The organism is Cronobacter sp. HA18006 (assembly GCF_011605445.1).
Taxonomy (GTDB): domain Bacteria; phylum Pseudomonadota; class Gammaproteobacteria; order Enterobacterales; family Enterobacteriaceae; genus Cronobacter; species Cronobacter sakazakii.
In genome coordinates this window covers 18,002-31,317 of the sequence record NZ_JAANQB010000011.1, presented here as the reverse complement: position 1 = coordinate 31,317, position 13,316 = coordinate 18,002, and the positions used below count along the sequence as shown (strand labels likewise).

At 57.9% G+C, this 13,316-nt stretch carries 12 protein-coding genes; 4 read left to right on the top strand and 8 right to left on the bottom strand.

Translation table 11 applies throughout. The features are described 5' to 3' along the window. The first annotated feature begins 301 nt into the window (after positions 1 to 301). A complete protein-coding gene (gene artJ / locus G9X48_RS01945) occupies positions 302 to 1,033 on the top strand; it encodes an arginine ABC transporter substrate-binding protein ArtJ (RefSeq protein ID WP_012125236.1) in 732 nt (243 codons plus the stop codon). A gap of 16 nt (positions 1,034 to 1,049) precedes the next feature. Here artJ and G9X48_RS01940 read toward each other — a convergent pair whose 3' ends face one another. Continuing rightward, positions 1,050 to 1,922: a helix-turn-helix domain-containing protein gene (locus G9X48_RS01940; protein WP_097640744.1), complete on the bottom strand. Its 873-nt coding sequence runs from the start codon at positions 1,920 to 1,922 to the stop codon at positions 1,050 to 1,052. A 191-nt stretch (positions 1,923 to 2,113) separates the two neighbouring features. On the opposite strand from G9X48_RS01940, the gene G9X48_RS01935 reads away from it, so the two are divergent. Genes G9X48_RS01935 through G9X48_RS01925 form a run of 3 tightly spaced genes read left to right on the top strand, consistent with a single transcriptional unit; the run spans position 2,114 to position 6,439 of the window. Beyond that, a complete protein-coding gene (locus G9X48_RS01935) occupies positions 2,114 to 3,958 on the top strand; it encodes a DUF2264 domain-containing protein (RefSeq protein ID WP_097640743.1) in 1,845 nt (614 codons plus the stop codon). Between the two features lie 17 nt (positions 3,959 to 3,975). Then, positions 3,976 to 5,235 carry an oligosaccharide MFS transporter gene (locus G9X48_RS01930; RefSeq protein ID WP_007848905.1) on the top strand — a complete coding sequence of 420 codons (1,260 nt, stop codon included), beginning with the start codon at positions 3,976 to 3,978 and terminating at the stop codon, positions 5,233 to 5,235. A gap of 16 nt (positions 5,236 to 5,251) precedes the next feature. Then, positions 5,252 to 6,439 (top strand): glycoside hydrolase family 88 protein, encoded by a 1,188-nt coding sequence (locus G9X48_RS01925; protein ID WP_097640742.1) that lies wholly within the window; start codon positions 5,252 to 5,254, stop codon positions 6,437 to 6,439. Positions 6,440 to 6,523: 84 nt separating this feature from the next. On the opposite strand, the gene rlmC is transcribed toward G9X48_RS01925, so the two are convergent. From rlmC to G9X48_RS01890, 7 genes are all read right to left on the bottom strand, one after another. After that, the gene (gene rlmC / locus G9X48_RS01920; RefSeq protein ID WP_097640741.1) at positions 6,524 to 7,651 is read right to left on the bottom strand and encodes a 23S rRNA (uracil(747)-C(5))-methyltransferase RlmC; all 1,128 of its coding nucleotides are present in this window, start codon (positions 7,649 to 7,651) and stop codon (positions 6,524 to 6,526) included. Positions 7,652 to 7,703: 52 nt separating this feature from the next. Continuing rightward, the gene (locus G9X48_RS01915) at positions 7,704 to 8,138 is read right to left on the bottom strand and encodes a YbjO family protein (protein ID WP_023899071.1); all 435 of its coding nucleotides are present in this window, start codon (positions 8,136 to 8,138) and stop codon (positions 7,704 to 7,706) included. A gap of 136 nt (positions 8,139 to 8,274) precedes the next feature. After that, positions 8,275 to 9,120 carry a putrescine ABC transporter permease PotI gene (gene potI, locus G9X48_RS01910; RefSeq protein ID WP_014729236.1) on the bottom strand — a complete coding sequence of 282 codons (846 nt, stop codon included), beginning with the start codon at positions 9,118 to 9,120 and terminating at the stop codon, positions 8,275 to 8,277. Beyond that, positions 9,117 to 10,076 carry a putrescine ABC transporter permease PotH gene (potH, locus tag G9X48_RS01905; RefSeq protein ID WP_012125240.1) on the bottom strand — a complete coding sequence of 320 codons (960 nt, stop codon included), beginning with the start codon at positions 10,074 to 10,076 and terminating at the stop codon, positions 9,117 to 9,119. Before potH ends, potI begins: the two co-directional genes overlap by 4 nt. A 10-nt stretch (positions 10,077 to 10,086) precedes the next feature. Beyond that, on the bottom strand, positions 10,087 to 11,220 hold the full coding sequence (potG, locus tag G9X48_RS01900) for a putrescine ABC transporter ATP-binding subunit PotG (RefSeq protein ID WP_097640740.1): 1,134 nt from the start codon (positions 11,218 to 11,220) through the stop codon (positions 10,087 to 10,089). A 139-nt stretch (positions 11,221 to 11,359) separates the two neighbouring features. Further along, complete coding sequence (potF, locus tag G9X48_RS01895) at positions 11,360 to 12,472, bottom strand: spermidine/putrescine ABC transporter substrate-binding protein PotF (protein WP_007707336.1); 1,113 nt, start codon at positions 12,470 to 12,472, stop codon at positions 11,360 to 11,362. A gap of 358 nt (positions 12,473 to 12,830) precedes the next feature. Beyond that, positions 12,831 to 13,310: a YbjN domain-containing protein gene (locus tag G9X48_RS01890; protein ID WP_004385778.1), complete on the bottom strand. Its 480-nt coding sequence runs from the start codon at positions 13,308 to 13,310 to the stop codon at positions 12,831 to 12,833. Positions 13,311 to 13,316 lie beyond the last annotated feature (6 nt).

Below are 13,316 nucleotides of genomic sequence, written 5' to 3'. Positions count from 1 at the left end.
CCTCTCCTTTTTTGGGAGAGGGTGTTTCTGTTTTATGGCGGGTGCGCTGCGCTTACCCGCCCTACGCAAATATGAATCTTCTTTTGTTGGGTGGGTAAGCGGAGCGCACCCACCTCGCCCGAAACCGCAATCTTCCTTTGTAGGGCGGGTAAGCGCAGCGCACCCGCCATCTCCCCCACCTACACAAACCAAATAAAATACTTATACGTTTTTATTGCATATAAATTCACATAATGGCATGGTGTTAACACGCCGGGTAAACGGTGACATAAAACAAGATTGACAGACGGGAGCTTCACGCATGAAAAAAATCATTCTGGCCGCCATGCTCGCTGGCGTCGCATTCCACGCCGCGGCAGCAGACAAAATCAGCTTCGGTTCTTCGGCAACCTACCCACCTTTTGAGTCGCTCGACGCCAGCAACCAGATCGTCGGTTTCGACATCGATCTCGCCAAAGCGTTATGCAAACAAATGCAGGCGGAATGCACCTTCACTAACCATGCTTTCGACAGCCTGATCCCGGCGCTGAAATTTAAAAAATATGACGCTGTTATCTCCGGTATGGATATCACGCCGGAGCGTCAGAAACAGGTCGCCTTTACCGCGCCGTATTACGCCAACTCTGCCATCGTGATCGCTAAAAAAGGCGCATATCAATCTTTCGATGATCTGAAAGGCAAACGTATCGGCATGGAAAACGGCACCACGCACCAGAAATATCTCCAGGATAAACATCCGGAAGTGAAAACCGTGGCGTATGACAGCTACCAGAACGCGATTATCGACCTGAAAAATGGCCGTATTGATGGTGTCTTCGGCGATACCGCCGTGGTAAACGAATGGCTGAAGAACAATCCGCAGCTTGGCACCGCGTCAGAAAAAGTCACCGATCCGCAATACTTCGGCACCGGCCTTGGCATTGCGGTACGCCCGGATAACGTCGCGCTGCTGAAAAAACTTAACGACGCGCTGGCGGCCATTAAAGCCGATGGCACTTATCAGAAAATCAGCGACCAGTGGTTCCCGCAGTAAACATCGTTTTGCCCTTTCAAGGCCCGCCACGCGGGCCTTTATTTTTTCTGGATTTACGATACTGCAACGGCGTTTCTCCCAGCCGCTTACGAAAGCTGCTGATGAAATAGGTGGTATCGGAAAAGCCGGTCATTTGCGCGATATCCGCCACGCTGTACGAATGATGGCGCAGCAGTTCACACGCCTTACGCAGCCGGAACGTTGTCAGGTAGTCGTGAATCGCCTCGCCGGTTTCCTGCTGGAAGCGGCGCGAGAGATAACTGCGGGAGCGGTTAAGGGTCTGCGCCAGCGCGCTCAGGCTAAATTTCTGCGCGTAATTTTCTTCCACCCACAACATGACCTGTGTCGATAGCGCATTGCTGGCGCGCGGCGGCGGCGCAGGCGTTTCCGGCAGCAGACTCAGCAGATGAATCAGAAAGCTCGCCACCTCTTCATGTTCACTGCGCCCTTTGGCAAGTCTCGGCGCATAGAGTGTAAAAAAATGATCGAGATGCGTGTGAATATCAGCGAAATCCACCACCGTGGCACGCGCGCCGCGCTGGCTTAACGTTGCAAACCGCGCATAACGCTGCGCGAAAGGCACCAGCAGCCGCAGCGCGGCATGGTTATCAAGGTGAATCACGGTGCGCCGGTAACGCTCGCGTTCACGCTCTTCCACCATCACTTTATGCAGCGTCATCGGTGGAAAGATAAAAAGCCTGCCGGGGCGCATCGTGTACTGCTGATTGTCCACCATCACCACGCCATATCCTTCCTCCACATAAAGCAGTTCCAGACACTGATGCCAGTGATGGTAACGAATCGAGTTCGCGTAGAGACGGCTGAACGACACGATGTCGTCATTCAACGAGATAAGCTCCAGCAATGATTTTTCGCAGGCAGTATCCACAGGGCAACCAATTTCAATTTTTGACCGGTTGCACGCAGTTATAAACCATAGTTTTAAATTTTCTCAAACAGCGTCTTAACCAATAATCCGCCCTGTGACGTAGCTAACATATCCCCCTCTCCTGGCTTACTTATGCTTGCACCCATTACGCAGCCACCCAGCGCTGTGCAGAAGCATTTATGAGGTGAATCATGTCAGCCGAAAAAACGCCAAAAAACCCGCTATCCTCACGCAGCGATGTGGCCGCGCTCCTGATGCGTCTGCTGCGCGGGCTGGATAAGCAGTTCGCCGCAGGCGATACCGGCATCACCCTTGGCGAAACCTGCGCACACTACGGCCCGGACATCGCGCGGATGGAGGGATTATCGCGCGCGCTGTGGGGACTCTTCCCGTTAATGGCGGGCGGTGACACGCCGCCGGAAGCGGAAAAATACCTGACGGCCATTCGCCACGGCACCGATCCGCAGCACTCCGGCTACTGGGGCGAAACCGGTCCTTACGATCAGCGGCTGGTGGAGATGGCCGCTTACGGTCTGGGACTCGCGCTGCTGCAGGAGAAACTCACCGCATGCTTTAGCGAGCGCGAGCTGAATAACCTTTACCAGTGGCTGCGCCAGGCTGGCGACGCCTCCATGCCCGACAGTAACTGGAACTATTTCGCGATACTCGTGGAACTGGGCTTTAAACGCGCGGGACTACCGTGGCGGCGTGAGGTGCTGGAGGCGCGTTTCGCGCGCATGGAGGCGTATTACCTCGGCAACGGCTGGTACGCCGATGGCCCGGGCCGTCCGAAAGATTACTATATCTCCATGGCGTTCCACTTTTACGGGCTGGTCTACGCCACGCTGATGGCAGAGGACGACGCCGAACGCGCCGCGACGCTTCGCGAGCGCGCACGCCGGTTTGCTGGCGATTTCATCTGGTTTTCCGCCGCCGACGGCGCGTCCATTCCGTTTGGCCGCAGCCTCACTTACCGTTTTGCGATGGTGGCGTTCTGGAGCGCGGTGGCGTTCTCCGGGCTCGATGTGTTTACGCCAGGCGTGGTGAAAGGCATTGTGCTGCGCCACCTGCGCTGGTGGATGGATAAGCCAGTCCTCGATCGCGACGATATTCTCACCCTCGGTTACGCCTGCCCGAATCTCGCGATGTGCGAAGACTATAACTCGCCCGGCTCACCCTACTGGGCGTTGAAAGTGTTTCTGGTGCTGGCGATGGCGCAAGAAAGCCCTTTCTGGCAGGCGCAGGAAGCGCCGCTGCCGCTCCACGATGAGATTCGCGCCATTCCCGAAGCCTCACAGATACTTGCTCATAGCGAACATTCACGCCACACCTGGCTGCTCACCGCAGGCCAGGTGGAGCTGAATAACTATGTGAATACTGAAGCCAAATACACCAAATTCGCTTACTCCAGCCATTTCGGTTTCACCATTGAGCGTGGTCGCTATGGCATCAAACACGCCGCCTGCGATTCCATGCTGCTGCTGTGCGAAAACGACGGCTACTACCGGGGCCGACGGGAGTGCGACGAGGTCGTCACCGCGCCGGACCATATTTTCTCGCGGTGGTCGCCGTGGCGCGACGTTCATATCGCTACCTGGCTTATCCCTTACGGCCCGTGGCACCTTCGCATCCACCAAATCCAGAGCGGTCGTGACCTGCACAGCATTGAAGGCGGATTCGCCACCCTCTGGCAAGCGCAGACGACGCGTGTTATCGCCTCTGCACACCGCTGCGCGATTGAAGCGACCTATGGCACCAGCGTCATCGTCGATCTCGCGCCAGCACACACGCGCCAGGCAGAGCATGTGATTACGCCGCCCAACAGCAGCGTGATGTTCGCTGAGTGCGCCGCCATCCCTTGCCTTACGGGCGCCGTTGCGGCAGGCGAAAGCTGGATGTGCAGCGCGGTGGCCGGGGTTATCGGCGCGCTGGACACGCTGCCACTGGCCCCCGAAATCACCCTTGAAACCGATGCCCTGCTCCTGCGCGCGTCGGACGGCACGACGCGCCGCTTCCCGCTCTACAACAATAAATAAACCCCTGAGAGGACGCCATGAAGAACATCACTGCTGCCAATAAAGCGGAATATGTGAAAATCAGTAGTTTTATCTTTCTCTACTTTTTTACCTGGTCTGCCAGTATCGGTCTGCTGGCTATCTGGCTCGGGCAGAAAACGCACCTGAGCGGTTCGGTGATCGGAACGGTGTTTGCCGTGAACGGCATTTTCTCGGTGATCCTCAAACCCGTTTACGGCTACATCCTCGATAAAATCGGCATGAGCAAATACCTGCTCTATTTCGTGGTGGGTATGTCGGCGCTGATGGCACCATTTTTTATCTATGTCTATCAGCCGCTGCTGGTCTCGAACACGCTGGCCGGAATTATCGTCGGAGCGATTTATTTAAGCTTCGCGTGGTATGCCGGCGTCGCGGCTTGTGAATCCTACACCGATCGCTACAGCCGCCTGAACGGCATGGAATTCGGGCAGATACGCATGTGGGGCTCGCTCGGCTGGGCGGTCGCCTCGTCATTCTCCGGCCTGCTGTTTAACCTCTCCCCGGCGTATAACTTTATCCTCGGCAGCGCGGCGTCGCTGGTCATGCTGGGCGTGCTGCTGAGCCTGAAGGTCAACACTGCGACCACACGCGCCAGTGAAGTGCTCTCGAAGCAGAAAATCGCCATGAGCGATGTTTATGAACTGCTGCGCAGCCGTAAATTCTGGGCGTTCTGCCTGTATGTGGCGGGCGTGGCGTGGATGATGTTTATCGCTGAGCAGCAGTTCTCGCGCTACTTCGTCACCTTCTTTGACGACGTGCAGGAGGGAAACGCGGTCTTTGGTTATCTCGGCACCGTGCAGTCCGGCATGGAATTTGTGATGTATATGGTCATTCCGGTATTCGTGAACTATATGGGTGCCAAAAAAGGGCTGCTGATTGTCGGCCTCGTCGTCGGCGCACGCCTGATTATCTCGGGGCTGTGCGATTCCCACCTGCTGATTTCCGTGCTGAAGCCGTTGTACGGGCTGGAGATCTGCCTGCTGCTGGTGTCGGTGTTCAAGTATATCGCCGAGCATTTCGATAAACGCGTCAACGCCACCATGTATCTGCTGGGCTACCAGGCGATGCTGTATGTCGGCAACGTGGTGGTCTCGTCACCCGCCGGCTATCTCTACGACCGCATCGGCTTTGAGCAGACCTACATCCTGATGGGCGCTATCGCCCTCACCTTTACGCTGATTTCCGCCTTTACCCTTTCCGCCTGTCAGAGCAAACGTGACGGTGCCGCACACGCCGCGGCGGCGGTAAAAAATTAACATTACAGGAGTCGTTATGCTGCAATCCGTTGCCCGTGAACCGTTTAACCATCCGCCCGCTACGCCCTCGCTGGCGTCGCTTCGCGAGACGCTGGGGCAGACGCGTGAAGCCGTACTGGCGCGCCTGCGCCAGAATCTGTCCGCTTTCGGCGATCGTTTCCCTGCCGAAACCTGTGTGAAGGGCTACTATCCGCTGACCGACAATGTCGAGTGGACCACCAGTTTCTGGACCGGGCAGCTGTGGCTCGCGTGGGAGCTTTCCGGCGATGAAACTTTCCGCGTCACTGCGCAGCGCCAGGTGCGCTCGTTCGGCGAGCGTATCGCCGGACGTCGCGATACCAACACGCACGATCTTGGTTTTCTGTATACGCTCTCCTGCGTAGCGGACTGGCGGCTGAACGCCTGCCGGGAGGCGCGTGGTTTCGCGCTGCTGGCCGCCGAGGCGCTGCTTGAGCGCTATCACCCGAAGGCGCAGATAATTCAGGCGTGGGGCGATCTGGACGATCCGGCGCAGGCCGGGCGGATGATTATCGACTGCAATATGAACCTGCCGCTGCTGTGGTGGGCGAGCGAGCAGACCGGCGACGGGCGTTTCGCGGCGGCGGCGCAGGCGCATGTGAACCAGGCGGCGCGCTATCTGGTGCGCTCGGACGCTTCCACCTGGCATACCTATTATATGAATCCGGTGACCGGCGAACCGCGCTTTGGCAATACGCAGCAGGGGTATGCCGATGATTCGTGCTGGTCTCGCGGGCAGGCGTGGGGCATTTACGGATTTCTGTTGAGCTACCGTTATACGGGCGATACGCGGATGGTCGGGTTGTCGAAGAAGCTTGCGAGCTATTTCGTGAACCGTCTGCCGGAAGATGGCGTGTGCCACTGGGATCTGGCGCTTCAGGGCACCGACGCGCTGCGCGATTCGTCCGCCGCCGCGATTACCGTGTGCGGGCTGCTGGAGCTTATCAAACATTTACCCGTGACAGACCCGGATCGTGTCATCTGCGAGGCATGGGCGCTGCATATTTTTACGTCGCTAACGCGTGATTATCTGGCCAAACCGGAAGACGCCTGCAACGGTCTGTTGAAGCATTCCGTTTATCATCTGGCGAGCAACAAAGGTGTGGATGAGTGTTGCAGCTGGGGCGATTATTTTTATATGGAAGCGCTGACGCGGCTGTCGCAAAGCTGGAAGCTTTACTGGTAAGCGCGTGGCGGGTGCGCTTCGCTTACCCGCCCTACAACTTCGAATGGGCCTGCTCAGCGCACCCACCACTCAAAAAAACGGTGTTTACTCCCGCACCAGCAGCGTCAACACCTCGTAATGCGCCGTATGCGGAAACATATCAAACAGCTGCACGCGCGCGATGCGATAGCCCGGCAACTCGCCGATGTCTTTCGCCATCGTCTGCGCGTTACAGCTTGAATAAACAATATAACGCGGCGCCATACGGCTCAGATACTCACACAACGCCTTCCCGATACCGCGCCGCGGCGGGTTCACGAGAACGAGGTCAGGCACCGCCTGCTGGCCGGTCGCGAAATCGGTCGAATCCAGCGCCTGAAAATGCACGTTGCGAAGCCCCAGTGCCTGCGCCGACGCGCGAGCGCTCGCAATCGCTTCCGGCGCGATTTCGATGCCGGTCAGCGTCATCTCCGGCGTGGCGCAGTGCAGCCCGAAGCCCCCGACGCCGCAAAACAGATCCCACATATGATTCACCGGCAGCGCGCGCACCCAGTCGCGCGCCGTGGCGTACAGGGCGCTCGCGACCGTCGGGTTGGTCTGGAAAAAGCTCTGCGGACGGATCCACAGCGGCACGCCGTTGAAGCTTTCCGCGAGCGCCTGCTGTTGCGTCAGCCAAATCTCCTCGTCGCCTTCCATAATCGCCATATGCACCGGCTGAATATTGGCGGTCACGACCTTAAGCTGCGGCAATTCCGCCAGCAGCCCAGGCAGCGCGGCGCGCAGTTGCTCAAGTTTCTCCTTCGAGCGCAGCACAAAACGCAGCATCAGCCCGCCGTCGAGCGTACTTTGCGTCAGCAGCAGATATTTCAGCTCGCCGCGTTTGCGGGCGACGTTGTACGGCGTCAGCCCCGCGCGGGCGATAAACGGCTTCAGCGCCGCAAACACAGCGTAAAACGACGCCGGATAGAGCGGGCATTCGGTCAAATCCACCGGCGTGCCGTCGCGATGCAGCATGCCGAGCAGCGGTTTTTCCACGCTCCCGCTCACTACCATTTTCGCTTTATTGCGAAACGCCAGCTCCGGCCCGCTTACCGGCGCGCCCCACTCCCCCACGGGCAGCGCTGCCAGCAGCGTTCGCAGGTCGGTCATTTTGGCGGCAAGTTGGGTGTCGAGGGGCTGTTCAATCCACTGACAGGAGCGGCAGCGCCCGGCGTCATAGAGTGCGCAGTGCATAGCTAAAAACCTTAAGAAAAACGCGGACCGGCGATTCTATCACGCCGCAGGGTTACTGTAGCCGGAAAAAGCGTCGGCTGCGGGCGGGAATAAACAGCAGCGCCAGCACCAGCAGATCCGGCAGCTTTTGCATCACCAGCGAATGGAAAATTTCGCGCCGCGAGCCGCCTGCGATACTGAACAGCTCCGGGTATCCCCAGCCGAGCGAGGCCGCCCACAGATAGCCGGTCGCGATAATCTGGGTAAGCAGAAAGACCCAGCGGCCCCAGGCGCGGCCCTTGAGGATCACAAACGCGCAGCGGAATTCGATACAGAGTAAAACGAGGCTTGCGAAGAAAATCAGCGTCAGGCTCCAGGTCTGCACGCTGCGGTGGATAAAATCCATCACGCCGCGCACGCCCAGCAGATTGAAAATCATCAGCAGATCCAGACAGCGCGTAGAAATAATGCCTATCGCCGCCACCTGTACCAGCGTAGGAGCGTTCATTCGGGCGTGTGATTGTCGCGCTTTGCTGAAAATGTCCAAATCTCGCCTTCCCTGTGAAACAGCGCCGCGTCGTGCGCGGAAACAGCGCCGCGTCGTGCGCGGCGCCGGGTGCACATGATTGCAGATTTTAGGCGGTTCAGCTACGCCTTGCACGCTGGACATCGCGCAGTCGCTGCTTTTCTGCCCGCGCCATAAAAAACCAGGCGATCAGACCGATAACACCAACCACGCCAAGGATAATCGACGCCAGCGCGTTGATCTCCGGGTTGACGCCCATACGAACGCTGGAGAAGACCAGCATCGGCAGCGTCGTGGCCCCCGGGCCCGACACAAAGCTTGCGATAACAAGGTCATCAAGCGAGAGCGTAAAGGCGAGCAGCCAGCCGGAAATCACGGCTGGCATGATCATCGGCAGCGTTATGACAAAAAACACTTTCAGTGGCGTTGCCCCGAGATCCATCGCCGCCTCTTCTATCGAGCGGTCCAGTTCACGCAGCCGCGAGCTTATCACCACCGACACATACGCGGTACAGAACGTGACGTGCGCCAGCCAGATGGTGAGCATCCCGCGATCGGACGGCCAGCCGATCGCATGGCCGAGCGCCACAAAGAGCAGCAGCAGCGACAGGCCGGTTATCACATCCGGCATGACCAGCGGCGCGGTCAGCATGAACGCGAACCCATTGGAGCCGCGAAAGCGCCCGAAACGCACCATCACCACCGCCGCGATGGTGCCCAGCACCACCGCCATTGTCGCTGCACAGGCGGCAATCGTCAGGCTCAGCCCCACGGCGTTAATCATCGCCGAATCGTGAAACAGCTCGCCGTACCAGCGGGTCGACCAGCCCGCCCACACCGTCACCAGTTTCGAACTGTTAAACGAATAGACCACCAGCATCAGCATCGGCGCGTAGAGAAACGTAAAACCGAGAATCAAAATCAGAATGCGCCACGGGGAGCGCACCACAGGCAGATTATTCATGCATGGTCTCCCATCGTTTTGTTCTGATATTTGTGGAACCACATGATGGGCACAATCAGCACCACCAGCATGGTGATCGCCACCGCCGAGGCCACCGGCCAGTCGCGGTTATTAAAGAACTCTTGCCAGAGCACGCGGCCTATCATGATGCTGTCCGGCCCGCCGAGCAGTTCCGGGATAACGAACTCCCCTACCGCCGGGATAAACACCAGCATCGAGCCCGCGATGATCCCGCCTTTGGTCAGCGGCACGATGATGCTAAAGAAGGTTTTCAGCGGACGCGCGCCCAGATCGAGCGACGCCTCGACCAGCGAGTAGTCGATGCGGGTTAGCGCGGTGTAGATTGGCAGCACCATAAACGGCAGATACGCGTACACAATCCCGATGTAAACCGCGAGATTGGTATGCAGGATGGTGAGCGGCTGATCGATAACCCCGAGCCACAACAGCACGTTATTCAGCACGCCGTTCTCTTTAAGGATGCCCATCCAGGCGTAAACGCGGATAAGAAACGACGTCCACGATGGCAGGATCACCAGCAGCAGCAGGATATTACGCGTCGACGGCTTGCTGTGCGCCACCGCCCAGGCGAGCGGATAGCCGAGCAGCAGACAGAACAGCGTGGAGACAGCCGCCACCTGTAACGACTGCAAATACGCCTCGAAATAGAGCGGATCGTCGGTCAGTTGCAGGAAGTTGCCGATATTCAGCGTCACCGATAATTGATCGTCCGCCCAGCTCACCAGATCGGTGTACGGCGGGATCGCCCGCGCCATCTCTGCAAGGCTAATCTTGAAGACGATCAAAAACGGCAGCATAAACAGCAGGATCAGCCACAGATAAGGCAGCGCGACCACAAGCTTACGGCCATGCGCCATTTGCAGGCGCGCGAGCCAGAGCCGGAAACCGCCGGGCGCGGCGGACGGCGGCTCGCTTTGACGTTCAATAGTGCTCATCTGTCGCTCCTTACACCGTCAGCACAACGCAGCTGTCCGCGTCCCAGCACAGGCGGACTTCATCACCCCAGGTGGGCGCGCCTTTGCGGTAGCGGTGCGCGTTCTGCAACTGCGCGCTGATCATCTGCCCGCTGTGCAGGCGCACGTGGTAGATAGAGAGATCGCCGAGATAGGCGATATGCACCACTTCACCCACGCCAAAGTTAAAGCCATCGGCGGGCGGCTCGTCGCAGAGCATCACTTTCTCCGGGCGCAGCGCGACGTGAACCGGTACGCCGTCCACCACTGAGGCGTCCGGATCCACTTTCAGCGGATGCACCAGCCCCGGCGCGTCGATGATTAATCCGTCGTCGCGACGCTCGCGCAGCAGCCCGTCGAAGACGTTCACCGAGCCGATAAACTCCGCGCTGTAGCGGGTGGAGGGATGCTCGTAAATCTCTTCCGGCTCACCGATTTGCACAAACTTGCCGCGGTTCATGATGGCGATGCGGCCTGCCATCGTCATCGCCTCTTCCTGATCGTGCGTCACCATCACGCAGGTCACGCCGACGCGCTCAAGAATATCGACGACTTCAAGCTGCATACGGTCGCGCAGCTTTTTATCGAGCGCGCCCATCGGCTCGTCGAGCAGCAGCAGTTTCGGGCGTTTGGCGAGGCTTCGGGCCAGCGCCACGCGCTGCCGCTGGCCGCCGGAAAGCTGGTGCGGCTTACGCTTCGCGAATTCCTGCATATGCACCAGGCCCAGCATCTCTTCGACGCGGCCTGCTATCTCCGCCTTCGGCAGTTTGTCCTGTTTCAGGCCGAAAGCGATATTCTGCTCAACCGTCATATGCGGAAAGAGCGCGTAGGACTGGAACATCATATTGATGGGGCGCTGGTACGGCGGCACGTGGGAGAGATCCACGCCGTCCAGCACAATCTGCCCGGCGGTGGGAATTTCAAAGCCCGCGAGCATGCGCAGAAGCGTTGATTTTCCGCACCCGGAGGCACCGAGCAGCGCGAAAATTTCGCCTTTATAGATGGTCAGGCTGACGTCATCGACGGCGTGCTGGCCGTCGAACGATTTGGTCAGGTTACGGATTTCCAGCAGCGGGGTCAGCGCCTTGCGGGGTTTCGCCTGTGGGCGGGGAATAGCGTCGTTCACTACATTGCTCTCCGGCAAAAAGCAAAAGTACCTGTGCGGCCCGGTTGCCGCACAAATGGCAGAACAGAGGCGCGTGTCCTCTGTTCTGTTATGGGGCAGTTGCACCGCCCCGATGCACACCGTTTACGGTAAAACGGCCTTATTTACCGCTTTTCACTTTGGTCCAGGCGCGGGTTCTGACGCGATCCAGCTTCGGCTCCTGCACTTTGAGCGTGAAGAGTTTGGCCATCACGTCCGGCGGCGGGTAGATGCCCGGATTGTCGCGCACCTCTTTGCTCACCAGCGGCGTGGAAGCTTTGTTGCCGCTCGCGTAGTAGACGTGGTCGCTGATGTGTGCCATGACGTCCGGGCGCATCAGGTAGTTGAGGAACTGGTACGCTTCGTCTTTGTTTTTGGCGTCCGCCGGCATCGCGAAGACGTCAAAGAACGCCAGCGCGCCTTCTTTCGGGATGGTGTAAGAGATATTGACGCCGTTCTTCGCCTCTTTCGCGCGGTTCGCCGCCTGCCACACATCGCCCGCCCAGCCGATCGCCACACAGATGTCGCCGTTCGCCAGATCGTTGATGTACTGGGAGGAGTGGAAGTAACGGATATTCGGACGCAGCTTCAGCAGCAGATCGGTCGCCGCACCGCTGTAGTCATCCGCTTTGCTGCTGTTCGGATCTTTTCCGAGGTAATTCAGCACGGTCGCGAAAATTTCTTCCGGGGCATCCAGGAAGGAGACGCCGCAGCTTTTCAGTTTTTCAAGGTTTTCCGGTTTCAGCACCAGATCCCAGCTGTTCAGCGGGGCATCGGTGCCGAGCGCGGCTTTCACTTTGTCCACGTTATAGCCGATGCCGGTGGTCGCCCACAGGTAAGGCATCGCGTATTTGTTATCAGGGTCGTGCTTCGCCACCAGCTTGAGGATTTCCGGATCGAGATTTTTCCAGTTCGGCAGTTTGCTCTTATCAAGCGGCTGGAACACGCCGGCGGTGAGCTGGCGCTCAAGGAAGCTTGCGGACGGCACGACGAGGTCAAAACCGGTGCTGCCCGCCATCAGTTTGCCTTCCAGCACTTCGTTGGAATCGAACACGTCATAGACGACTTTAATGCCGGTCTCTTTAGTGAAATTCGCGATCGTGTCCGGGGCAATATAGTCTGACCAGTTATACACATGCAGCGTTTTCTGTTCAGCCGCCAGGGTCGTCGCAGAAACGGCCATCAACGCACCGGCAACCACACCCGATAACCATTTTTTACTCTGGGTGGACATATCTGTTTTCCTTCTGAATAAAGGGTAAAAGTTCGCGTCGGCGCGAACTAAATTTACGCAATTAAACATATGCAAGATTCATGCATAGATGGTCATTCTGCACAGAAAAAAGAGCGCGGCTCTCCGGCAGACATTGCACGCTGTATGCAGCTTCGCAAGGATAACTGTAGCCTGACCCCGAGGCTATAGCCCGGAATAAAAAACGCCATTTAACAATTTTTTAGCCAGATTTGGTCTATCTGATAAGCCAAAATAGCGATGTGAGCGGTGATTTATGCTATCGCAACAGTTTATTTACAGGATAAAAACGGGAAATACGCAGCCGCCCTGGTGGCGACTGCGCTAAAAGCAGGCGGGATCAGTGAAGAAAATGGTTATTCACTTCGGGTTCCCCTTTTTCATCCTCTTCGGGGGTATAAATCAGGTGATGCGCGCGCGCTTCCATAAGCACCATCGAGGTCTGCTGTTCGCTCTGACGGTAAAACGCTTCAAACTGTGCCACCGTCACGCCCATTTCCACGAGCAGCGTCTGACAGACGACCAGCTTCGGCAGGTTATCATCCTGAATATCGAGAAAAGCCTTTAAGGTCAACGAACCGGCATTAATGGCTGAGAGATCGGCGGCGACCGTCAGCAGCGCCGAGGGCTTGATTTCCGCCATCGCGGAAAACATCACCACGTTGTCCACCAGATCTATCTTGGCGTCGAATACGCCTTCGAAATTCTGCATATGGGGAAGATGGAGCGCCTGGCAGGTATCACACTCGAAAAAGCTCACGCCGAGGTTATCGAGCCAGCGGCGCAGGGTGTCCAGCGTCGGGACGACGAGTGAATCCATAAAACC

What these genes read in the sequence shown, in the direction of transcription:
- potH (WP_012125240.1), bottom strand. Translation starts at nt 10,076, where the DNA reads ATGAGCACTATTGAACGTCAAAGCGAGCCGCCGTCCGCCGCGCCCGGC.
- G9X48_RS01890 (WP_004385778.1), bottom strand. Translation starts at nt 13,310, where the DNA reads ATGGATTCACTCGTCGTCCCGACGCTGGACACCCTGCGCCGCTGGCTC.
- potI (WP_014729236.1), bottom strand. Translation starts at nt 9,120, where the DNA reads ATGAATAATCTGCCTGTGGTGCGCTCCCCGTGGCGCATTCTGATTTTG.
- G9X48_RS01925 (WP_097640742.1), top strand. Translation starts at nt 5,252, where the DNA reads ATGCTGCAATCCGTTGCCCGTGAACCGTTTAACCATCCGCCCGCTACG.
- potF (WP_007707336.1), bottom strand. Translation starts at nt 12,472, where the DNA reads ATGTCCACCCAGAGTAAAAAATGGTTATCGGGTGTGGTTGCCGGTGCG.
- rlmC (WP_097640741.1), bottom strand. Translation starts at nt 7,651, where the DNA reads ATGCACTGCGCACTCTATGACGCCGGGCGCTGCCGCTCCTGTCAGTGG.
- G9X48_RS01935 (WP_097640743.1), top strand. Translation starts at nt 2,114, where the DNA reads ATGTCAGCCGAAAAAACGCCAAAAAACCCGCTATCCTCACGCAGCGAT.
- artJ (WP_012125236.1), top strand. Translation starts at nt 302, where the DNA reads ATGAAAAAAATCATTCTGGCCGCCATGCTCGCTGGCGTCGCATTCCAC.
- G9X48_RS01930 (WP_007848905.1), top strand. Translation starts at nt 3,976, where the DNA reads ATGAAGAACATCACTGCTGCCAATAAAGCGGAATATGTGAAAATCAGT.
- G9X48_RS01915 (WP_023899071.1), bottom strand. Translation starts at nt 8,138, where the DNA reads ATGAACGCTCCTACGCTGGTACAGGTGGCGGCGATAGGCATTATTTCT.